Raw genomic sequence first — 23,319 nt, 5'->3', positions numbered from 1 at the left:
TCTGTGCTTTTTTTATGCTAAGTTTAAAATGAATTTTTATACATATAACAAAAACAATCTTTTGGTTTTGGAGCAGCTATGTGGTTTTTGCTAGTGCTGGTTTTGGGGATTGGGGCTTTAGCAATCTGGATGTGGAAACGTCCTGATCCGGTGAAACGTGATCAGGCCAAAGCCGTGCATCATGATCTATGGATTGAGCAGATTGATGCTCAATTGAAATATGCAACGCGTCTAAGTACGGATCCGCATCACCCGGACTATGAACGTGCCTATCAAATTTATCAGGGGCTGGCCCAGCAGCAGGAATTGCCACAGGCTTATGTGGGCATGGCCTTGATGCACTTAAACGGACAGGGGCGTGAGCAGAGCACGGAAAAAGCCATTAGCTTTCTTGAAAAAGCTTATAGCTTAGGTGGTGAGGATGCAGCCTATCATTTAGGCCAGATCTATGATGGTCATCAATACCAATTAAATGATCCTGAAAAAGCCTTGTACTGGTATCGGCATGCGGTCGCGCGCGGTCATCTGGATGCGCAGTATCGCATTACTGAGCTGGCCGAATCTGATCATGACACTGCAGAACAGCAACGTCTGCAATTATTGATTCAAAATGCCGAGCAGGGACATGCCAATTCACAGTATCAGTTAGCCCAATATTATTTGGCGGATGGTGGAGCGCAAGATTTAAGTCTGGGTATTCACTATCTGTTTCTGGCAGCACAGCAGGATCACTTGGCGGCCAATCAGGATATTGCCGAAGCCTATGCAAATGGCAAAGTCTTGCCCAAAGATCAACAGCAGGCTTTGAATTTCATTAAACGCTGTATTCATCTCGGTGATCAGAGTGGTTTATATGATTACTATGCTGGCGTGTTACTCGGCACTATTGATCCTGATCAACGTCAACGGGTGTTTCAGCATCTATTACAGCAGTCTAAAGAACATAAAGATGCACAGGCCAAAACCCTGATCGGTCTGGCTTATTTTCATGGCTGGTATGTACAAAAAAATGAAACCATGGCATTTCGCTACTGGTCTGAAGCAGCACAAACCCAGCATCCACAGGCCTTGAGTCTGATTGCCGCACTATATTTTGAATCCTATCTGGTCGCACATGAACCGGAGAAAGCGTTTGAACTCTATCAACATGCCTTGCAAAGCGATCCTGATCATCGCTTTAGTCAGATGGGTCTGGCGCTCTGCTATTTAAACGGAATAGGTGTAACTAAAGATACGGCTAAAGCTACCCAAATGATTCAAGCAATTGCACAGCAAGAGCAACTTGCAGCACAGTCTGAAGCTGATCTGATTTATATAGTCGGACGTTTTTATAGCTTGCCTGAATATCCACTGCCGACACGAGAAAAGCCAATTCAATATTTGAATCAGGCGGTGGCGAAAGGATCAAGTAAGGCTGCTTGGTATCTGTATCAAGCATATTCTGGTTTTTATCCAGTCTTTGAAGTGAATGAGGAACAGGCCAAACGTTATCTGCATCAGGCAGCTCAATTGGGCAATGCACAAGCCCAGACCGAATTAGGCTTAATGTATTTAAAGGGCAAAAAGGTGGAGCAGGATACGGCTTTAGGACTGAAATATCTGGAACAGGCTGCGAGCCAGCATAATGGTCTCGCACTAAATGCTTTAGGTGAGGCTTTGGAACAAGGAATTGGCATTGAAGCCAATTTGGATCAGGCAATCCAGTGCTATCGTAAAGCGGCTGCGCAGGTGAATGCTGATGCTTATAGTCATCTGGGGCGCTTATATACCAAAGGCATTGGTGTAGAACGTGATATTGCAATTGCCCGTCAATGGCTAGAAAAAGGCAGTCTGTTAGGACATGAGCCTTCTATTGAACAGCTCAACAATGTAAATGCTTATCTGCATATGTAAACTTCAATAAAAAAACCGCTGACTAACAGCGGTCTTTTTTGAGTCAAATATATTGCTTAAGGTAGTTGTTTGATCGGGCTACCACCCAAAGCTTGCATCAGGGTCACATAAGCATTGTATTGGCTTTGTCGGGTTTGCACCAAAGACAGACGGGCATTCCGCGTAGTTTCCTGTGCATCCAGCAGATTTTTCAATGCTACTGCACCATTACGATAACGCACTTCGGTCAAACGTTCAGTACGTTCAGCCAGTTCAACGTTACGCTGTTGTAACGCAACCTGTTTAGTGAGTTCAGTACGATTAGACAAGGCATTCTCTACATCGGCAAAAGCTTCATACATGGTCTGACGATACTGGATAATCGCTTTTTCATATTCCAGTTCATTCACCTGCAAATCACGCTTCATGTCATTCCATTGCAGGAATGGCAGGCTGAGTCCAGCACCTAAGGTCGCCACCGGATTTTTAAGTGCATCTGACAATGATGAACTGGTGCCCACGCCGGTACTTAGGCTGCCAGTCAGGCTGATCGAAGGATAATAACTGGCTTTATTGGCATCCTTGTTGGCCAAGGCTTTACGCAAACGCAATTCAGTAGCTCTCAAGTCAGGACGACGGGAGAGAAGGCTAGCAGGTAAGCCGGCTTCAATCGACGGTAAAGTAATATTCGGTAAACGTTTAGGTTCCTGAATCGAAAGCTGTTGCACAGGCATATTCATCAGCACTGCCAGCGCCGTACGCGTTTCCACACGTTGCTGTTCAATCTGACTTAAGGTCGCTTGCTGGCTTTGAATGGCCTGTTCAGCTTGAGTCAGATCGAGACCAGATACTGCCCCGGCGCGATACTGGACATTGACCAGATCATAGGTACGCTGTGCAGTTGCCAGGTTTTGCTGAACCACGCTATAACGTTCATTTAGATAACCCAGTTGCCAGTACAGTTGAGCAGTCGTACCAATCAGACTTTGTGCAGTCGCCTGCAAGTCCTCTTCAGATGCCAGGGCTTCCCAGCGTGCTGCTTCAGTCTGATTGGCCAATTTACCGAACAGATCCAGTTCATAGCTTAAGCCAGGGAAATTAACCCCAAAACCGGATGAACTACTGCCATCTTCCAGATCAAAGCTTCTACGCGTGGTTAGTCCTGCATCACTGATGCGTACACCTTGCTGACTTTGTGTCTGTCTGGCCTGAATACGGGCTTGCTGCAAATTAATCCCGGCTACGGCCAGATCACTATTGGCTGCCAGTACGTCATTCACCAGATTATTCAATTGCGGATCTTTAAATAGAGTCCACCATTGATCTGCCAGAATATCAGCATGGATTTGCTGGCTTACAGCTTTACTGTTTTGAAAGTTGTTAGGCACCTGTACAGCAGGCTGTTCATACGGCGTTTTCACTACGGCCGCACAGCCAACCAATGAACTCCCTAGAATCAGGGCACTGGCAAGTTTGGTAAGAGTATGCATATCAGATTCCTTATTCTCGAGAAAGTGCATCGACCGGATTCAAACGGGCTGCATTACGTGCCGGGATAAAGCCGAACACAATACCGATTAGACTTGAGCAGACAAAGGCCGCGACAATCGATGTGGTCGAGTATGCCATCTGGAAGGTTCCTCCAGCAAAATGGGTAATCAGCTGACCGATACCGAGTGACAGCAATACGCCTAAAATACCGCCCAGAATACAAACTAGAACAGCTTCAATCAGGAACTGCTGCAGAATGTCACTTTGGCGTGCACCGACCGCCATCCGTACCCCGATTTCCTGAGTACGTTCAGTCACGGAAACCAGCATAATATTCATTACGCCGATACCACCGACGACCAGAGAAATCACCGCAATCGCAGAGATCAGCAAGGTCATGGTTTGAGTCGTTTGCTGAATCGTTTCACGGATACTGTCTGCATTTTGCGTAAACACATCCTGCGCACCGTGACGTTGGACCAGTAAATTCAAAATGGCATTTTCCGCGGCTGCGCTTGGATATTCATCCTTAATACGCACAATGATCTGACGCACATTCGGTTGACCCAGCATACGGCTCATGACGGTAGAATAGGGCAGATAGACATTCAGGCTATCATTGTTTCCCATCATGCCTTTTTGCGCATCAATGACGCCAATCACCCGGCTTGGTACACTGCCTAAAAGCAGTACCTGACCGACAGGATTGGTGCCATCTGCAAAGAAAGTATTTTGGGTGTTGGTATCAATCACCACATCCTGCGCCTGCTCAGTAATACTTTCTTTATCAAATGGCTGACCTGATTTAAAGGTCATACCTTTGACATAGAAGAAGTCTTCACTGACGCCGTTGACGGTAGTTGATGCTTCAATCTCTTTGAAGCGTCCAGTGACACTGCTGTTGACCGATGGGCTGACCCCATCCACATAAGGCTGTTCTGCCAGTGCATCGGCATCAGCGGGAATCAGTGTCTTGGATTGGGAGGAACGTGAATTATCCCCGAAGCCCCGGCCCTGGAACACGGTAATGGTATTGGTCCCAAGACTGCTGATATTTTCCAGAATCTGCTTTTGTGAACCGTTACCCAGCGCAACGACCGAAACCACCGACGCGATCCCGATAATGATCCCGAGCATGGTCAGGAAGGTCCGCATCCGGTGTGCATTCATGGCCAATAAAGCCATACGGAAAGCTTCACCGAGACGGTCTACCGCGGAACGCCAGCTCGAGATTTTCTTCTGTTCATTTCGGACCAGATTTTCTTTCTCGAAACCATCATCAACTTCAGGCATATTCGGTTTATCTGAAATGATATTCCCGTCTGAAATCTCGATAATACGCGTCGCATTTTTTGCCACGTTATGATCATGTGTGACCAGAATAATGGTATGACCTTTGGCATTCAGCTCACGCAGAATCCGCATCACTTCAATACCGCTATTCTTATCCAGTGCACCGGTTGGTTCGTCGGCAAGAATCACGTCACCGCCATTCATCAGGGCACGGGCAATCGAAACACGCTGCTGCTGACCACCAGACAATTGACTCGGACGGTTCTGGGTTTTTTCACCCAAGCCCAAATCAGTCAGTAATTTGACAGCACGTTCGTGACGGGTATCTGAATCTGCACCGGCATAAATTGCAGGAACTTCGACGTTACCTGCCGCACTTAAATCACTGAGCAGATGATAACGCTGGAAAATAAAGCCGAAATATTCACGACGTAACTGCGCTAGTTCATCAGCTTTAAGTTCGCGGGTTTCACGGCCTTTAACTTTATAGCTGCCCTTGGTCGGCTTATCCAGACAGCCCAGAATATTCATCAGGGTGGATTTACCGGAACCGGACTGACCGACAATGGCGACCAGTTCGCCCGGATAAATCTCCAGATTGACCCCTTTTAAAATCTGGACCGTGCTTTCACCCGCAGGGAATTCACGAACCAGATTCTTGACCTCGAGTAGAGGTTGCTGTTGTTGATTCATGCTTACATTCTCATTGGGCCGGCGCCACCAGGACCACGGCCACTGCCGCCACGTTTAGCACCGTCATTAGAAGTATCAGAGCCATCTGCAATCACAACCTGATCACCACGTTTCAAGCCTTTGATCACTTGTGCGGTTACACGGTTATTCAGACCAATCAGGACAGGAGTTGGTTTTGCTGTACCGTCTGCCTGCAATACACGAACCATGGCACGCTGAGCTTTGCCTTGTTCAATCAGGGCACGTTCCGCATCAGAAAGTTCTAAGCGAGGAGGGCGGTCACCTTCCGGACGTTTACTATCGCCACGGGCTTGATCCTGACCTTCGCCACGTGCAGATGGGTCACCGGCTCCGCGAGAGCCTTCACCACGATTTGGACGTTGTGGACGGTTTGAACCTTGAATGGCAGCCGCCGGAACAGTCAGTACATTCCGTGCTTCATCTAGCACGATATAAACTTGCGCTGTCATATCAATACGCAGCTTGCCATCTTCATTGGGTACATCAAACAGGGCGTTGTAATACACTGCAGAGCCTGAAGTCGAGCTTGAAGTATTGGTTTCGGTATTAATTGAATTTGGTGCAGGTTCAACCTGACGAAGTTTGGCGTAAATTTTCTTATCAGTATTACCCAAAGTAGTGAAATACACTGTTTGGCCTTCCTGAACTTTCATCACATCAGCTTCAGAAATTTCAGCCTTAATGGTCATGGTATCCAGCTGCGCCAGTTTCACAATCGTTGGTGCACTTTGATTGGCGTTTACAGTCTGACCTTCTTCAGTCACGATCGCTACGATGGTTCCATCCATGGGTGCCACGATTTGGGTATAACCGAGATCTTCTTTCGCAGTTGCCAGGGTTAAACGTGATTGTTCAATCTGTGCATTAATCGCGGTGATATCTGCCTGAGCGGTTTTGTAGCTGGCTAATGCAGATTCCAGTTCTGAACGCGAGGTTGCATCTTGGGCATACATGGCTTGCTGACGCTTATACTCGGCTTCCACCTTGGCAAGGTTGGCCTGTTTCACGGCAAGCTGTGCCATCTGGTTTTTAATGCTGGCTTCAGCAGTCTTTAAATCATTTTCCTGACGAACAGAGTCAATTCGGGCAATCAGTTGGCCTTGTTTGACCTGATCGCCGAGTTGCACATACATTTTTTTAACCTGACCCGAAACCTGGGCACCGACACTGACCATTTTGGTGGCTTCAAGTACACCAGTTGCCAGTACCGAATTTTCAATATCCCCTTGAGTCACTTCAGCTGTAATGTATTGTGGCTGCTGCTCTTTTGGTTTCAGAAAATACCAGGCAGTGACTGCCACCAGAATGGCAATCACAATCGCCATAATGAGTTTCGTAGGTTTTATTTTTGGCATATGGATTCAGATTTGGGTCGTAGGATAACAGTTGATTATAAAAGCGAAATTAGGATAAAACGTGAATTTTTTTTATTTAAAATGAGAACTATTTTCCACTGCCTGGTTTAAAAAAGCATATAAGATAAAACCTGATTTTATATAAAGGATTCATTGAACTATTCCTATTAGAATTATCTTTTTTAGGTGAAATTTTATACGATTTAGCTATCTGAGAAATATTGATCATATGATGAATCAATTAAATCTTCATGGGAGTATAAAGTACTTCTCAGATAGACTGTATGCAAAAAGCTGGCCACTAAATTGCTGATAAAAATACGCCATAGTGCTGCTCAATATCATGGAAGTTTTTAATGATATTTGTTGTAAAAATAATTCTGCGCTAAAGCCAACCTTTTTTATTTTTTAATCTAATTTTTCGAATGATGTGTTCTATTAAAATTTAAAAAATCTATGTTTTACATATAGGTTTAAGCAAATAAAGTTTGTAATATTTAATTCCATAAAAAAATATGGGTTTATTCATTAAGAGAATATGCTTATTTAATGAGCGAAAAAATAATACGACTTTACTAAGAAAATTGATGAGGTTCATAGATGGAATGGAATGAAAGTTACAATATTGGAATTGAGGTGATTGATCATCAACATCGCCAGATTCTGGACTATATAAATGCTTTAGAGTAGGTCAAAAGTACCGGAGATCGCGATAAAATCCGGGAGGTTTTAGATGATTTGATCGACTATACCCAGTCACATTTCAGCTTTGAGGAAAACCTGCTGGAACAGGTGAGTTATCAATATTTGCCCTCACATCGCGGCATACATGAATTATTTGTCAAAAAATTAAATGATTATCGTCTGAAGTTTGAGAAAGGTCAGTCCATTGAAAAAGATTTATATCGTCTACTGTCCAAATGGCTCATCAACCATATTCAGCACGATGATCAGGATTATGTAGCAGTACGGGACAATATGCTGAGCTACCTGCGAACGCAGGAGAAGAAAAAAGGCAAAGAGGCTGGTTTGCGCGTTTCTTTAGTTAGGCACTCGGAGATGCAAACAAGCTTTGACCGCACATTTCAGCAATGGCCTGTAAGATCAGATGTTCAGGGTTCTCTCTGGACATCCCTTTGATTGCAGCATCGATCCGGATCAAAAGCTGAGGCCAGCTTAAAAAGCGTTGTGGACTTAAACGACGCAAGGCTTGCTGATATAAGCTTACTTTAGTCTTCCAGATGCCAATTTGTAAGGCATTTTGTGGCTGTTCAAATAACTGCATCAATAGACGCATTTCTTTACTGATACTCCACAAAATCAGGCTCATCGGTTCACCAGACGCAACTAGATACTGAAAGATCTTAATTGATTGTGCCAAATTCCCATTCAGCAAGGCATCACTCAGATCATAGGTGCTGTAACGGGACTGATCCTGCAAGCAGGCATATAGATGGTCAATCTGGATAATATCCACTTCAGCAAAGGTATCCGCCACGCGCATCAGGCTGTTTTTAGCAGCCAGCAAATTGTGCTCATGATGCTGCTCTAGCCATTGCCAGGCGTCATTTGCCAGCTTAATTCCCAGTTTTTCTGATTCAATCCCGAGGATCTGTTGACGATCTTTTGGGTAGTTCGCTACCAGTGATACATTTACGCCATTGGCATCAATGGTCTGAAAAAAACTGGATTTCAGGCTGCTGGCATCCTGCTTCGGCATGACCACCAAGAGCAGATTATCACTGTCCTGTTGGAGATAGCTTTTTAATAGTTTGAGACCGCTGGCATCCGGTTTGATATTGCCATGCACTTCAATTGCCAGTTGGCTAGAAAATAATGACAGGCTGTTTAAAGCATTAAAGACATTTTTCCAGTCAGAGGCAGAGCTAATATCATAACGCTGGCGTTCAACTTCACGGTTTTGCCAGCTGCTACGAAAGGCATCTACCAGATTCTGTTCCAGCAAAGGCTCCTGACCATGCAACACCCAGGCACCGCGAGCTTCATTGACACGTTTTAATGCCTGGAGGTAGTCAAGTTTCATTGGGTCGTCTTATTGGGCTAGTTGAGTCGAAGTTTCTGATCTTGCCAATGGCAAACGATTCGATGAAATTTGACGGGCAATCTGCTGGGCCACATCATCAATCAGGACCTGATTTAAGAATTTCTGTTCCTGGTCATCTGTATTCACGGTTTCAATATCATATTGATAGGTACGGGTCGCAATTACCGTACGGGGTTCAGTCACCGGATTGCCTTGCGCATCTTCAATTCGGAAAGTTACATTCAGACGCAATAAGGTTTCTACAAGTTTGCCATTCAATTCTAAACGGCGAGGGGTGTAATCTAGGACACGTAAGACATAAGCATCAGGTGCATTACTCAGCTGTACTCCAGCAGCACCCAGGTAAACAGCCAGTTTTTCCTGAAGATCTTCAGTATTGTCAGGGAGGGCCAGACTCATGACTGAGTAAGCTACAGGTGCGGAACTCGGATTGGTTCCTTTTAAATGAAAGCCACAGCCGACGAGGCCTGCACTTAGACCACAAGTTAAAACAATTGCTGCTAAACGTTTGCCTAAATGCATGAGTATCCTCTTTTCCCTTGGGGAAATATTTGAAATCCTGAACCGGATTGTAAAGTCAAAGCCCGTTGGCTGGCAACGGGCTTTGTTTGGAATTGTTTTTTAATCCCTCCCTACCTCCCTTTTAAAAAGGGAGGAGAACCCATTTTTTATATATGGACGGGAATTCCCCTCTTTATTAAAGAGGGGTTAGGGGAGATTAAATCCCTCCAAACCTCCCTTTCTTGCGCTTCAATATAAAGCAGTGCTTTATATCTTGCTCAAGGAGGCTTCAAGGAAATTAAACCACCAAGTTCACTAACTTATTCGGCACCACAATTTCTTTCTTGGTTGGACCAGTCAAGAATTGCTGAACTTCAGGCAAGGCTTTGGCTTGAGCAAGAATGTCATCTTTAGATGCATCTACAGACACTTCAAGTTTGCCACGAAGTTTACCGTTCACCTGAACCACGATGGTTTGTGTATTACGAGTCAATGCAGATTCATCCACTTGTGGGAATTGCGCTTGAGTTAACTCAATCCCAAACTGAGCCAATAAAGTCTGGCTTAAGTGCGGTGCAAATGGTGCCAATAAAGTAAGAAGCGTAGTGATTGATTCACGTGCTACAGCAACGTCATTGTCATCTTTCGCTTCAAACTTGTTGTTCGCATTTAACAGTTCCATCATCGCTGCAATGGCAGTGTTAAATGCATGACGACGTTCAATGTCATCACCCACTTTCTGGATGGTTTCGTGAGTCTTACGACGTAAGTCTTGCGCAGCTGTAGAAAGAGCGGCTTTATCGAATTTAGTCGCAGCATTGCCTTTTTCAAGGAAACCTGTTGCCAAACGCCATACACGTTTCAGGAAGCGGTTTGCACCTTCAACACCGGCATCAGACCATTCAAGTGATTGATCAGGTGGGGCAGCAAACATCATGAACACACGTGCAGTATCTGCGCCGTATTGGTCAATAATCGCTTGCGGGTCGATACCGTTGTTTTTCGATTTCGACATTTTTTCCTGACCGCCAACGATGACGTCTTGACCATCACCTTTGTATTTCGCAGAAGTGATACGGCCCTTTTCATCACGCTCAAGTTCGATGTCGGCAGGGTTAAACCAGGTTTTCTTGCCTGACTCAGACTCACGGTAATAAGTATCGGCAAGCACCATACCTTGAGTGAGCAAGTTAGTGAACGGCTCATTACCTTGTACCACGCCTTCATCACGCATCAATTTGTGGAAGAAACGTGCATAGAGCAAGTGCAGAATCGCGTGTTCAACACCACCGATGTATTGGTTGACTGGAAGCCAGGTTTGACCTGCTTCTGGTTTTACCATGCCATCAGTAAAGTCTGGAGATGCATAACGTGCATAGTACCAAGAAGATTCTACGAATGTGTCTAGCGTATCTGTTTCACGACGCGCATCGCCACCACAGCAAGGACAAGTGGTTTCGTAGAATTCAGGCATCTTGTTCAGCGGGTTACCTGAACCGTCTGGCACAACATCAGTTGGAAGTACCACAGGCAGTTGATCTTCAGGCACTGGCACTTGACCACATTTGTCACAGTTGATCATTGGAATTGGACAACCCCAATAACGCTGACGAGATACACCCCAGTCACGTAGACGGAATTGAACTTTAACGTTCGCAAGACCTTGTGGTTCTAATTTTGCAAGGAAGGCATCAAATGCGCCTTGGAAGTCTAAACCGTCAAATTCGCCTGAATTAACCAGTTTACCGTCTTTAGAGCCGTACCATTCTTGCCATTGAGTTGCATCAAAATCTGTATCTTCTGCACCTTTGGCATCAATGACTTGCTTGATGGTTAAGCCATATTTGTTGGCAAATTCGAAGTCACGTTCATCGTGTGAAGGCACTGCCATCACCGCACCTGAACCGTAAGACATCAGTACGTAGTTTGCGATCCAGACAGGAACTTCTTCACCTGTGACAGGGTGTTTTACAGAAAGGCCTGTTGCCATGCCTTTCTTCTCGGCAGTCGCAAGATCCGCTTCTGCCACAGAACCCATACGGCATTCTTCGATGAATGCTTGAAGTTCAGGATTGCCTGCTTCTGATTGGAGGGCAGCTGCTTTTAGCGCCATTGGGTGTTCTGCTGCTACAGCAACATAAGTCACACCCATTAAGGTATCGGCACGTGTGGTAAATACTGTTAAACCATCTGCATAGATTTCAGGATTAGCAGAAGGGAAAGTGATTTCCATACCCTGCGAGCGACCAATCCAGTTACGTTGCATGGTCAAGACTTGTTGTGGCCAGCCGTCTTTCAGCGTTTCAAGATCGTCCAGTAATTCTTGCGCATAATCAGTGATGCGGAAGTAGTACATTGGAATATCACGTTTTTCAACCAATGCACCTGAACGCCAGCCGCGACCATTTTCAACCTGTTCATTGGCAAGAACTGTTTGGTCTACTGGGTCCCAGTTGACTGTAGAAAGTTTACGGTAGATCAGGCCTTTTTTATAAAGCTGAACGAATAGCCATTGTTCCCAGCGATAGTATTCTGGTGTGCAGGTTGCGAATTCACGATCCCAATCTACAGACAGGCCAAGTTTCTTCAACTGATTACGCATGTAATCAATATTTTCGAAAGTCCATTTTGCAGGAGCGACCTGGTGTGCAATTGCAGCGTTTTCCGCAGGAAGACCGAAAGCATCCCAACCCATGGGTTGTAATACAGTTTCACCTTTTAAACGGTGAAAGCGGCTGATCACGTCACCAATGGTATAGTTACGCACATGACCCATATGCAGTTTGCCACTTGGGTAAGGGAACATCGAGAGGATATAACGACGTGGACCTTCTACAGTGTCGGCAACTTTAAAGGCTTTGCGAGATTCCCAGTCCTGCTGGACTTGAGGTTCAATCGCACTGGCTTGATATTCTGAGTCAATGTGAGTAGTCATATACGTAATACAAGAGAACGGTTAAAAAAATATAAGGCACAGCATAGCGCAAAATGCACCTAAAAGTGAATTTTGCGTACGGGATTCTGCAGGAAAAATCTAAATTGGCAGACGAGTATGATTAGAAGGCTACACGCTCAGACTGACCACGTTGTAAAGCTTCATTGGCTTCACGCTGTTGCTGCTCATTTTCAGAAACGACAGGCACAGGTGCAGATGAGTTTGAGTTACCCGTTTCGGTCCGGTTCTCATTTTCGGTTGTTCTTGCTGGAATAGGCGCGGAATTGGTCCAGCCATAGGTTTCTACTTTGCTTTTATGCTTGGCATTTTTAGGAGGCGGGGTTTTGGTATAGTGAGTCACGCCTTTGGCATCGACCCATTTATAATATTCAATCGCTAAAGCAGAGCTGCTTGCTACACCTAAAACAAGCGTAGTGGCAAAACTTAATGCGGTCAGGAAAGATCTTTTCATGAGTAAAAGTCCTGAAAATTTCAAGCGGTTAAATAGAGTTGTTATTGTAGAGAATTTTTTGCCATAAGATGATTTTTAATTCAATTAATTTTGTGATCAATAGCGGTCTTATGTTTCAAGCTAATGCTAAAAAAGAGTAATTTTATATAAAAAGAAATTTATTTATAAACAGTTGCATTGAATTTCTTAAAAATTCATTCAATTTTTTTATATAAGACATATTAAAAATTTATAAAATTAAAGTTTTAAGTATATGAAATTTATTAATTTAAATTAAAATTTTAAAGCTAAAAATCATAGTTAAAGTCGAAATTGTCTGTAAAAGCAGCAAATTTTAGACGTATAAACAATAATAGCCTGTTTTTTAAACTTGACTTTAAAGGCTGAAAACACAAGAATGCAGCAATAGTTTTATATGCCTTAGATCGATCACCCTTCGAATAAGTGTCATGTCATGCAATGGGCAATTTTTCTAGCCGAAAAATTGAACAAAGCGAACAAAATATGTTTACCCCAACATGTTTTAGATCTTGTATTGCTCGAACAGCAGGTAGATCGGATTTTTATTCCTATTGCTTTGAAAACTATGAAATTTGTGTGCTATAACAGTGCAGACAGTTAATGAATGAACACTGCAAATGCCTCCCATTTGTGCAGTGAATAATATAGGGTGAATCACGTTGGAACTTCTATCTGGTGGTGAAATGCTCGTTCGCGCATTAGCGGATGAAGGCGTTGAACATGTTTTTGGATATCCAGGCGGCGCAGTACTGCATATTTATGATGCGCTATTTCAACAAGACAAAATTAATCATTACCTCGTACGTCACGAACAAGCTGCCGGCCATATGGCGGATGCTTACTCACGCGTAACAGGTAAAACTGGTGTTGTGCTGGTCACTTCTGGCCCAGGCGCGACAAATACCGTTACTCCAATTGCAACGGCTTATATGGATTCCATTCCAATGGTGATCCTGTCTGGTCAGGTTGCAAGCCATTTGATCGGTGAGGATGCGTTCCAAGAAACTGATATGGTCGGTATTTCTCGCCCAATCGTGAAGCACAGCTTCCAGGTTCGCCATGCCAGCGAAATTCCTTCAATTATCAAAAAAGCATTCTATATCGCGTCATCTGGCCGTCCAGGTCCAGTTGTAGTTGATATTCCTAAAGATGCAACCAACCCAGCAGAGAAATTTGCTTACGAATATCCTGAAAAAGTGAAGATGCGTTCGTATCAACCACCATACCGTGGTCACTCAGGTCAAATCCGTAAAGCGATTGATGAACTGATTCATGCGAAACGCCCAGTCATTTACTCAGGCGGCGGCGTGGTTCAGGGCAATGCTTCAGCACAATTAACTGAGCTTGCACATCTATTGGGTTACCCAGTTACCAATACCCTGATGGGTCTTGGCGCATTCCCGGGCGATGATCCACAATTCATCGGCATGTTAGGTATGCACGGTACTTACGAAGCCAACATGACCATGCACAATGCAGACGTGATTCTGTGTGTAGGCGCGCGTTTCGATGACCGTGTAACCAATAACCCGGCAAAATTCTGTCCGAATGCCAAAGTCATTCACATTGACATCGATCCGGCGACCATTTCTAAAACGATTATGGCGCACATTCCAATCGTGGGTGCAGTAGAACCTGTACTCAACGAAATGCTGAACCAGTTGAAGCAAATGAATGTGTCCAAGCCAAATCCTGAAGCAATTGCGGCATGGTGGAAACAGATTGATGAATGGCGTCAGGTTCATGGCTTGAAGTTCGATGTACCGACTGATGGTTCTATGAAGCCACAACAGGTGGTTCGTGCTCTAGACAAAGTCACCAATGGCGAAGCGATCATTACGTCTGACGTTGGTCAGCACCAGATGTTCGGCGCGTTGCACTATCGCTACAAACGTCCTCGTCAATGGATCAACTCTGGTGGTCTAGGTACCATGGGTGTGGGTCTGCCATATGCAATGGCGGCTAAGCTTGCATTCCCGGATCAGCAAGTGGTTTGTATTACTGGTGAAGCATCGATTCAGATGTGTATCCAGGAACTTTCTACCTGTAAGCAATATGGCTTGAACGTTAAAATCCTGTGCCTGAACAACCGTGCCTTAGGTATGGTGAAACAGTGGCAGGATATGAACTACGAAGGCCGTCACTCTAGCTCTTATGTAGAGTCTTTACCTGACTTTGCAAAATTGATGGAAGCTTATGGACATGTAGGTATTCAGATTGACCATGCGGACGAGCTTGAGTCTAAGCTTGAAGAAGCGATGGCGATCAATGATAAGTGCGTATTTATTAACGTAATGGTTGACCGTACAGAACACGTATATCCAATGCTGGTTGCGGGTCAATCGATGCAGGATATGTGGTTAGCAAAAGGGGAGCGCACGAAATGAGACATATTATCTCTGTACTCGTAGAAAACGAAGCAGGTGCGCTTTCTCGCTTGGTGGGTTTATTCTCACAACGCGGCTACAACATTGAAACATTGAACGTTGCGCCAACTGAAGACCCAACACTTTCACGTCTGACTTTGACCACGTATGGTGATGATCACAAGATCGAACAGATCACCAAACAGCTGAACAAGCTGGTGGAAGTGGTTAAAGTGGTGGATCTGTCTGAGGGTGCACACATTGAACGTGAGTTGATGCTGATCAAAGTGAAAGCTTTAGGCGCAACCCGTGATGAAATCAAACGTACGACCGATATTTTCCGTGGTCAGGTGGTTGACGTAACACCAACAACTTACACGATTCAAATCGCGGGTACGACTGAAAAAATCGACGGTTTTATTGATGCATTAGCAGAAAACACGATTTTGGAAGTGGTGCGTTCAGGCGTATCAGGTATCGCACGCGGCGAAAAAGTACTAACCATCTAAATTTTTTAAATTATTTCCTCATTCTAATAAGAAGGGGGCTTCAGGCAATGTGATCAAGGATCATTGCCTGATGAAACGGACACACAAGCATTTAAGCGGAGACAGCAATGCAAATTTTTTACGATAAAGACTGCGACTTATCTATTATCCAATCTAAGAAAGTAGCAATCATTGGTTATGGTTCACAAGGTCACGCACACGCGCTTAACCTTAAAGATTCTGGCGTTGACGTAACTGTTGGTCTACGCGCGAATTCTACTTCTTGGAAAAAAGCTGAAAACGCTGGTCTTAAAGTTGCTGAAGTTCCTGCTGCTGTAGCTCAAGCTGACGTAGTAATGATCTTGACTCCAGATGAGTTCCAAGCTCAACTTTACCGCGACGTGATCGAGCCAAACATCAAAGAAGGCGCGACTCTTGCATTTGCTCACGGTTTCTCTGTTCTTTACAACCAAGTTGTTCCACGTAAAGACCTAGACGTAATCATGGTTGCGCCTAAAGCTCCTGGTCACACTGTACGTTCTGAATACCAACGTGGTTCAGGGGTTCCTGACTTAATCGCGATCCACCAAGATGCTTCTGGTAATGCACGTAACGTTGCGCTTTCTTACGCTTCAGGCGTAGGTGGCGGCCGTACTGGTATCATCGAAACTTCTTTCCGTGAAGAAACTGAAACTGACCTGTTCGGTGAGCAAGCGGTTCTTTGTGGTGGTGCTGTTGAACTGGTTAAAATGGGCTTTGAAACTCTGGTTGAAGCTGGTTATGCACCTGAAATGGCTTACTTCGAATGTTTACACGAACTTAAACTGATCGTTGACTTGATGTTCGAAGGCGGTATCGCTGACATGAACTACTCAGTATCTAATAATGCTGAATACGGCGAATACGTAACTGGCGTTGAAGTAATTAACGAACAGTCTCGTGAAGCAATGCGTAATGCGCTTAAACGTATCCAATCTGGTGAATATGCGAAGATGTTCATCCAAGAAGGTGCATTGAACTATCCATCTATGACTGCTCGTCGTCGTCAAAACGCTGCACACGGTATCGAACAAACTGGTGCTAAATTGCGTGCAATGATGCCTTGGATCCAAGCAAACAAAATCGTTGATAAAGAGAAAAACTAATTTCTTGGATCATTTGATTTGAATGCGAAAATCCACTCACTAGAGTGGGTTTTTTTATATAGTCGAATAATAATTTAAATAAATATAAAAAGATAAGGTGAAAGATCGAACTGAATTTTTAATATAGAAAATCATATCTATGTTTGGACTGAAGTAGAAGTAGGTGATCAAGAGTTTGAGCAATATGCATTCGAATTAAAAAATACCAAAACTTCATGGCAGCAAATCCAAACGATTATTTATCGTGATGTATGGTGGGGGTAGTTGGCTTTCATTAAGTTTGTGGTTAGCTGTCTTAATTTTAATTTTATTGCTTGGAGCAGCTTTGTTGGTTGACTGGGGATTTGAAGATAAAATGTTATCTCAAAAAAATAAATCATATTCAAAAATGGCAACTATTTTACAAGTTGAATCCGTTGGCATGGATCAGGTATTTAATCGGTTATTAGTTGAGCATAAGTATAGTAAAGAAATTGAAAAGGTAGATGGAATAGACATAAAGCATCAGCAAGTTTGATAATGTAAGAAATGCTAAGCTCCCATAAATCAATTCATAAAACAGTCACACCTGAACCCCATACTTAATCAAAAGTATGGATAGTTATATATCATTAACTTTTAAATGCTTTGAAATAACCAAATTTTGAGTAAGAGCAAGGCAAGAGGCGGCTTCCAGATACATTTTCACCAAAGTCTTGGGCGCTATAACTGCACTATACTCGAAGCACATTCGATCCTTCTCAGGTTTTGTTCAGACTTATTTCAATAAATACCAGTACAAATAAATCATCTATTAACAGTTCAAGGATAGGTCGGATTGAAAGGTTAAAAATATAGTGCAGGAGGCGATGGCCAGCGGTGGAGCAGTGATCGCTAATGATCATGGACGTACTGATTTACAGGTGCAACATGATTGGACAGGTTGGCTGAGTAGGTTGAGATAGTGGCAAGAATTCATCTGTTAGATGTCTGAATTAAGCGATTTATAACGATTACAGAAGGATGTAGGCATTAAGAAACTAAAAAGGTGAATAGCGATTATCTCATGTGTCAATTTGAACAAGCTCTATTTTTCAGTCGTGCAAAACCTGAAATACAGGGCATAAAACAATAAGAGCTCTACAATGAAATTTCAGAATGCAAAATTAAAATTTTTAGAAATTGATTTAAAAGGCTGTATTTATCTTAATCATTTTTCACATTCAGAACGCATTGCAGCTTTTTTTAAAATCATTAGCCGGTTGGGTAATGGCGTATTCTGGTATTTGATGCTCATTACCGTCTGGCTGATTCAGGGCCTGATGTATACCTTACAGATAGTTTATCTGGTGTTTGGCAGTATGGTCGGAACCCTGATTTATAAACTTTTAAAAACCAAGACAGTACGTCCACGTCCTTATCAGGTGCATCAGGTGATTCGGCTCTGTGAGCATCCGCTGGATCATTTTAGTTTTCCTTCGGGACATACCTTGCATGCAGTGATGGTGACCATCGTGCTGGGTTATATCATGCCTTTCTTGCTGTTTTTAATGCTGCCATTTGCCATTCTGGTCGCGATCTCCCGAATGGTTTTAGGCTTGCATTATCCAAGTGATGTGGCGGTAGGAGCCATATTGGGTGCGCTGGTAGCCACCATGATTGTATTTACGGCACCTTTTTTTAATATCGTGTTGTAAAAAATCACGAGATGATCTGGCAAAGGCTCGCAGAATTTTGCAAATTTGCTAAAGTACTACATCACAGTAAATAGGCTTAGGAATAGATATGGGTTTACGTTGGACAGATACCCTCGATATCGCGATTGAATTGTATGAAGCGCATCCAGACGTGGATCCGCAATGGGTTCGCTTTACCGACCTGCATGCCTGGGTATGTGCGCTTCCTGATTTTGAAGACGATCCAACCAAATCAACCGAAGGGCTTCTGGAAGCCATTCAAATGGCATGGATTGACGAAGCACGTTAATTGCCAGTTGAAAAAAGCAATTTTTTTACAGTTTAAAGGCAGAAAAAAGTCCATTATTCGGTATAATGCGGCAAATTTTCATGTCAACAATTGACTTAAGGAGCCAATCATGGCTATTGAACGTACATTATCTATCGTAAAACCAGACGCAGTTGCTAAAAACCACATCGGTGACATCTTTGCTCGTTTCGAAAAAGCAGGTCTTAAAATCGTTGCGACTAAAATGAAACACCTGACTCAAGCTGAAGCTGAAGGCTTCTACGCTGAGCACAAAGAACGTGGTTTCTTCGGTGACCTAGTTGCATTCATGACTTCTGGTCCAGTTGTTGTTTCAGTTCTTGAAGGCGAAAACGCAGTTCTTGCTCACCGTGACATCCTTGGCGCGACTAACCCTAAAGAAGCTGCTCCTGGTACAATCCGTGCAGACTTCGCTGTAAGCATCGACGAAAACGCTGCTCACGGTTCTGACTCTGTAGCATCTGCTGACCGCGAAATTAACTACTTCTTCGCGCAAACTGAGATTGCTCCACGTACTCGTTAATACGCAGTATTCAAACCAGATAAGTGTTATTATACTTATCTGGTTTTTTTATTCTCTGAATAATTCTTTGCTCAGATATTGAGCTTCTCCTTTCATCTTTAGGCATGGTTTAGGTATACACATGAGTACTGAAGTGGTCGCTACATCAGCAGTTTCTGATGCACAGCAACAATCTCCGTCCACTCCTGCACAGCAAAATTCTGTGGAAAAAGTGAACTTACTAGGCATGTCACGTCCGCAAATGGAAAAATTCTTCGAAGATATGGGCGAGAAGAAGTTCCGTGCCGGTCAGGTGATGAAATGGATTCATCAGTATTTTGTGACTGATTTTGCTGAGATGACCAATATCTCAGGCAAGCTGCGTGAAAAACTGGAAAAGATTTGTGAAATTAAAGCGCCAGAAGTGGTGCATAAAAACTATTCCAAAGACGGTACCCGTAAATGGGTGTTCCGTGTCGGTGATGGTGAAGGCTCTCTGGTTGAAACTGTCCTGATTCCGGCAGAGGATAAAACTGGTTCACGTAAGACCCTGTGTATTTCTTCACAAGTGGGCTGTGCCCTAGACTGTTCATTCTGTTCAACCGGTAAGCAAGGTTTCCAGCGTGACCTGACTCAAGCTGAAATCATTGGTCAGTTATGGATGGCCAACTACTCCTATATGGAAGAAGTGCCTGTGGCTGAGCGCGAGCGTTCAGTGACCAATGTGGTGATGATGGGCATGGGCGAGCCATTGCTGAACTATGATGCTGTATTGAACTCTATGCGCATTATGCTGGATGATTTTGCTTATGGCATGTCTAAACGCCGAGTAACGCTTTCAACATCTGGTGTCGTGCCGAAAATTGACCAGTTGGCGCAAGATATTGATGTGGCTTTGGCGATTTCATTACACGCAACCAATGACGAGCTGCGTAATGAACTGGTGCCAATCAACAAAAAATATCCGCTAGAGCAGCTTATTGCCGCTTGTCAGCGCTACATCACTAAAGATGGTAATGAAAGTGCGCGTAAGCACGTGACTATCGAATATGTAATGCTGGATGGCGTAAATGACAAACCTGAACATGCCCAGCAGATGATCAAGCTGCTTAAAGATCTGCCAAGCAAGATTAACCTGATTCCATTTAACCCGTTCCCGCATGCGCCATATGGCCGTTCAAGCCGTAACCGGATTATTTCTTTCCAAAAAACTTTGTCTGATGCCGGTTTTGTGTGTACGATTCGTCAGACACGTGGTGATGATATCGACGCTGCGTGTGGACAACTGGTAGGACAAGTTGCTGACCGTACCCGTCGTGCGGAACAGTGGAAAAAGAAAATTGCGCAGTCCAATGAGATTATGCGCTCACAAGGATAACAAGAGGTCGCCAATTGAGTAGTCTGACATCTAAACTTGCTTTGGTTTCAGTAGTATGTGGGTCTTTGGTTTTAACTGCGTGTCAAACGCCAGATCTAGGTCAGAAGGATCCGGAAAAAGCCACCAAGGTTCGTACTCAGTTGGCGGTTGAATATCTTAAAAACGGTGATCTGGATTCAGCCAAACGTGCGCTGGATCAGGCACTGGAAACTAATCCGCGTGATTCGCAAGCCAATATGATGATGGGGGTGCTGCTTCAGCAGGAAGGCAGTAAACCTAATCTTGAAAAAGCCGAAGGTTATTTCAAGCGTGCAATTTCGGCAGATCCAAAGAATGCCCAGGCACGAAATAACTACGGCACCTATTTATATCAGCTTGAGCGCTATAAAGATGCGATTGAGCAGTTCGAAATTGCTGGCGCAACTTTAGGTTATGACCAGCGATTTCGCGCCCTTGAAAATATGGGGCGGATTTACCTGAAACAGGGTGATCTGGCGAATGCTGAAAAATCATTCAAACAGGCACTACAGGCTAATCGCGCTTCGTATATATCAATGTTAGAGTTGGCAGAAATTTTTTATCTGAACCAGCAGTTCCCGGCCGCGACTCAAATGTATGAACAGTTTGTGCGTGGCGTGGGGCAGAAAAACCAGAGTGCCCGTGCGCTCTGGATTGGCATTCGCACTGCGCGTGCCAGTGGCGATCAGTTAGGCATGCAGGTTTTGGTCAATCAATTACGTGCATTGTTCCCTGAAAGCCCGGAATACCAACGTTATTTGCAATTACAGTACAGTACTGAGGCCGTATGGAAGTAAATCCTAATTCAGATTCGAATAATTCGAGCGTAGCTCCAAACGCGTTAGGAAATGTTCAGCGTCCAGGCGAGTACTTACGCAAGATTCGTATTAATCAGCAACGTGAGCTTGAAGACGTTGCCAAAGAACTCAATATTCCAGTAAAAACCCTGAATGCCTTGGAAAAGGATGATTATAAATCCTTGCCTGAAGCGACTTTTATTAAGGGTTATTACCGCACCTATGCCAAATATCTCGGTGTCGATGCTTCTAGCCTGATTCAGCGTTTTGATGAAATTTATGCCAATGATACCGGTATGGTTGCAACGCATGCTCTGAAAGATTCTCCAATCAAGATCATGGGTAAATTGCCAGGTTCAAAGCGTGATCGTAACCGCAAATGGTTAAAGCGTGGCCTGATTGCACTGGTTGTGGTGCTGATCTTGGGTGCACTGGTCGCCATGATCCAGAACTGGTCAGAGAGCAGCGAGAATAGTGCCGAAGTTGCGGACACCTCTTCTGATGTCGAAATTTTAAATCTGGATGCCGGTGCTACCATGTCCGGTGATCAGCTCAAGCTTGATTTTAGCCGTCCGACCTCTGTGCATATTGTAGATGCAGGTGGTAACGTGCTGGCCACTGGTCGTCAGGCGTCTACTATAGAGCTGAACGGTGAAGCGCCATTCCAGATCCGACTGGATGATGCGACAGCAGTATCACTCAGTTTAAATAATGAAAGTATTGCATTGTCACCTTATACGGTTAACGGAAAAGCAGATTTCCGTTTATCACGTTAATGGTGAGCAGATAGGGCGAAATCATGATCGTAAATCCAATTCAGCGCCGTCCAACACGTAAAATCCGTGTCGGTTCTGTCTATGTCGGTGGTGATGCACCGATCACTGTTCAGTCAATGACCAATACTGAAACCTGTGATGTCGCAGCAACTGTTGCACAAATTCAGCGTTGTGTGGATGCAGGCGCGGACATCATGCGTGTCTCTGTGCCAAGTATGGAGGCAGCGGCTGCATTTGGTGAAATCCGTAAGCAAGTTGACGTACCACTGGTTGCAGATATTCACTTCGACTATAAAATTGCGCTGGCTGTTGCTGATCTGGGTGCAGACTGTCTGCGTATTAACCCGGGGAATATCGGTTCAGAAGCCAAGATTCGTGAAGTCGTGGCAGCAGCACGTCACAACGACATTTCCATGCGGATTGGTGTGAATGCCGGTTCACTGGAAAAAGATATCCAGAAAAAATATGGCGAACCAACTGGTGAAGCATTGCTGGAATCTGCGATGCGTCATATCGACATTCTGGATCGCCTGAATTTCCATGAATTCAAAGTATCGGTCAAAGCATCAAACGTGTTTTTGACGATGGATGCCTATCGTCTGCTGTCTAAACAGATTGATAATCCACTGCACTTGGGTGTGACTGAAGCGGGTGTGTATCGTACTGGTTCAGTGAAATCAGCGATTGCTTTGGGTGGTCTGCTGATGGAAGGTATTGGCGATACCATGCGTATTTCTCTGGCAGCTGAGCCTGAAGAAGAAATCAAGATTGGTTTTGATATCCTGAAATCGCTGGGTCTTCGTTCTAACGGAATTAATTTCATTGCCTGCCCAAGCTGTTCACGTCAGGAATTTAACGTGATTAAAGTAATGCAGACCCTTGAAGAACGTCTGGAAGATGTCCGTGTTCCGATGGATGTGTCTGTAATTGGCTGTAAAGTGAATGGCCCGGGCGAGGCCAAAGAAGCCGATATCGGTGTAGTAGGTGCAAGTCCGCGCTCACTGGTGTATCGTAATGGTGAAAAGAGCCATTTAATCGATACCAATCAACTGGTTGATGAAATCGAATCAATGGTTCGTCAACGTGTTTCCGAGCTTGAAGAAGCCAAATCAAAAGAAATTATTCGCACAAGTTTTTCTGAGTAGAT

19 protein-coding genes and 1 pseudogene are annotated in these 23,319 nt (G+C 44.2%); 13 read left to right on the top strand and 7 right to left on the bottom strand.

The window, feature by feature from the left end:
- Positions 1-78: 78 nt before the first annotated feature.
- On the top strand, positions 79-1,893 hold the full coding sequence (locus tag FTV31_RS00405; protein ID WP_180012637.1) for a tetratricopeptide repeat protein: 1,815 nt from the start codon (positions 79-81) through the stop codon (positions 1,891-1,893).
- A gap of 56 nt (positions 1,894-1,949) precedes the next feature.
- On the opposite strand, the gene FTV31_RS00400 is transcribed toward FTV31_RS00405, so the two are convergent.
- Genes FTV31_RS00400 through FTV31_RS00390 form a run of 3 tightly spaced genes read right to left on the bottom strand, consistent with a single transcriptional unit; the run spans position 1,950 to position 6,725 of the window.
- The gene (locus tag FTV31_RS00400; RefSeq protein ID WP_180012636.1) at positions 1,950-3,362 is read right to left on the bottom strand and encodes an efflux transporter outer membrane subunit; all 1,413 of its coding nucleotides are present in this window, start codon (positions 3,360-3,362) and stop codon (positions 1,950-1,952) included.
- Positions 3,363-3,372: 10 nt separating this feature from the next.
- Complete coding sequence (locus FTV31_RS00395; RefSeq protein WP_180012635.1) at positions 3,373-5,349, bottom strand: MacB family efflux pump subunit; 1,977 nt, start codon at positions 5,347-5,349, stop codon at positions 3,373-3,375.
- Positions 5,350-5,351: 2 nt separating this feature from the next.
- Entirely contained in the window at positions 5,352-6,725 is a 1,374-nt protein-coding gene (locus tag FTV31_RS00390; protein WP_180012634.1) for a MacA family efflux pump subunit, read from the bottom strand.
- A gap of 600 nt (positions 6,726-7,325) precedes the next feature.
- On the opposite strand from FTV31_RS00390, the pseudogene FTV31_RS00385 reads away from it, so the two are divergent.
- A pseudogene (locus FTV31_RS00385) lies at positions 7,326-7,774 on the top strand (bacteriohemerythrin).
- On the opposite strand, the gene holA reads toward FTV31_RS00385, so the two are convergent.
- The 4 genes from holA to FTV31_RS00365 form a co-directional block, all read right to left on the bottom strand.
- Positions 7,771-8,769: a DNA polymerase III subunit delta gene (gene holA, locus FTV31_RS00380; RefSeq protein WP_180012633.1), complete on the bottom strand. Its 999-nt coding sequence runs from the start codon at positions 8,767-8,769 to the stop codon at positions 7,771-7,773. The pseudogene FTV31_RS00385 and the gene holA sit on opposite strands and share 4 nt — an antisense overlap.
- A 9-nt stretch (positions 8,770-8,778) precedes the next feature.
- A complete protein-coding gene (locus FTV31_RS00375; protein ID WP_180012632.1) occupies positions 8,779-9,312 on the bottom strand; it encodes a hypothetical protein in 534 nt (177 codons plus the stop codon).
- A gap of 277 nt (positions 9,313-9,589) precedes the next feature.
- Complete coding sequence (gene leuS, locus FTV31_RS00370; RefSeq protein WP_180012631.1) at positions 9,590-12,226, bottom strand: leucine--tRNA ligase; 2,637 nt, start codon at positions 12,224-12,226, stop codon at positions 9,590-9,592.
- A gap of 121 nt (positions 12,227-12,347) precedes the next feature.
- Positions 12,348-12,698 (bottom strand): DUF4124 domain-containing protein, encoded by a 351-nt coding sequence (locus tag FTV31_RS00365; protein ID WP_180012630.1) that lies wholly within the window; start codon positions 12,696-12,698, stop codon positions 12,348-12,350.
- A gap of 680 nt (positions 12,699-13,378) precedes the next feature.
- Here FTV31_RS00365 and FTV31_RS00360 point away from each other — a divergent pair.
- The 11 genes from FTV31_RS00360 to ispG all read left to right on the top strand — a co-directional run bounded on the left by FTV31_RS00360 (position 13,379) and on the right by ispG (position 23,317).
- Positions 13,379-15,106, top strand: coding sequence for an acetolactate synthase 3 large subunit (locus FTV31_RS00360; RefSeq protein WP_004782089.1), 1,728 nt, complete (start codon positions 13,379-13,381; stop codon positions 15,104-15,106).
- The gene (gene ilvN, locus FTV31_RS00355) at positions 15,103-15,594 is read left to right on the top strand and encodes an acetolactate synthase small subunit (protein ID WP_004782091.1); all 492 of its coding nucleotides are present in this window, start codon (positions 15,103-15,105) and stop codon (positions 15,592-15,594) included. Before FTV31_RS00360 ends, ilvN begins: the two co-directional genes overlap by 4 nt.
- A gap of 107 nt (positions 15,595-15,701) precedes the next feature.
- Positions 15,702-16,718, top strand: coding sequence for a ketol-acid reductoisomerase (ilvC, locus tag FTV31_RS00350; protein ID WP_005232140.1), 1,017 nt, complete (start codon positions 15,702-15,704; stop codon positions 16,716-16,718).
- A 244-nt stretch (positions 16,719-16,962) separates the two neighbouring features.
- A complete protein-coding gene (locus FTV31_RS00345) occupies positions 16,963-17,235 on the top strand; it encodes a hypothetical protein (protein WP_180012629.1) in 273 nt (90 codons plus the stop codon).
- A gap of 607 nt (positions 17,236-17,842) precedes the next feature.
- Positions 17,843-18,394, top strand: a complete 552-nt coding sequence (locus FTV31_RS00340; protein ID WP_180012628.1) for a phosphatase PAP2 family protein — start codon at positions 17,843-17,845, stop codon at positions 18,392-18,394.
- An 88-nt stretch (positions 18,395-18,482) separates the two neighbouring features.
- Complete coding sequence (gene iscX / locus FTV31_RS00335; protein ID WP_005232138.1) at positions 18,483-18,683, top strand: Fe-S cluster assembly protein IscX; 201 nt, start codon at positions 18,483-18,485, stop codon at positions 18,681-18,683.
- A gap of 109 nt (positions 18,684-18,792) precedes the next feature.
- Positions 18,793-19,224: a nucleoside-diphosphate kinase gene (ndk, locus tag FTV31_RS00330; protein ID WP_004782097.1), complete on the top strand. Its 432-nt coding sequence runs from the start codon at positions 18,793-18,795 to the stop codon at positions 19,222-19,224.
- A 121-nt stretch (positions 19,225-19,345) separates the two neighbouring features.
- A complete protein-coding gene (rlmN, locus tag FTV31_RS00325) occupies positions 19,346-20,581 on the top strand; it encodes a 23S rRNA (adenine(2503)-C(2))-methyltransferase RlmN (RefSeq protein WP_180011824.1) in 1,236 nt (411 codons plus the stop codon).
- A gap of 41 nt (positions 20,582-20,622) precedes the next feature.
- Complete coding sequence (gene pilW, locus FTV31_RS00320; RefSeq protein ID WP_373683619.1) at positions 20,623-21,396, top strand: type IV pilus biogenesis/stability protein PilW; 774 nt, start codon at positions 20,623-20,625, stop codon at positions 21,394-21,396.
- Positions 21,387-22,172: a helix-turn-helix domain-containing protein gene (locus FTV31_RS00315; RefSeq protein WP_180012627.1), complete on the top strand. Its 786-nt coding sequence runs from the start codon at positions 21,387-21,389 to the stop codon at positions 22,170-22,172. Before pilW ends, FTV31_RS00315 begins: the two co-directional genes overlap by 10 nt.
- Positions 22,173-22,195: 23 nt before the next feature.
- Positions 22,196-23,317, top strand: a complete 1,122-nt coding sequence (ispG, locus tag FTV31_RS00310) for a flavodoxin-dependent (E)-4-hydroxy-3-methylbut-2-enyl-diphosphate synthase (RefSeq protein ID WP_004782104.1) — start codon at positions 22,196-22,198, stop codon at positions 23,315-23,317.
- Positions 23,318-23,319: the final 2 nt, after the last annotated feature.

The sequence above is a fragment of the Acinetobacter sp. YH16031 genome (assembly GCF_013417335.1).
Taxonomy (GTDB): domain Bacteria; phylum Pseudomonadota; class Gammaproteobacteria; order Pseudomonadales; family Moraxellaceae; genus Acinetobacter.
The sequence above is the reverse complement of the archived record's forward strand: the minus strand, read 5'-3'. Positions and strand labels throughout refer to the sequence as shown.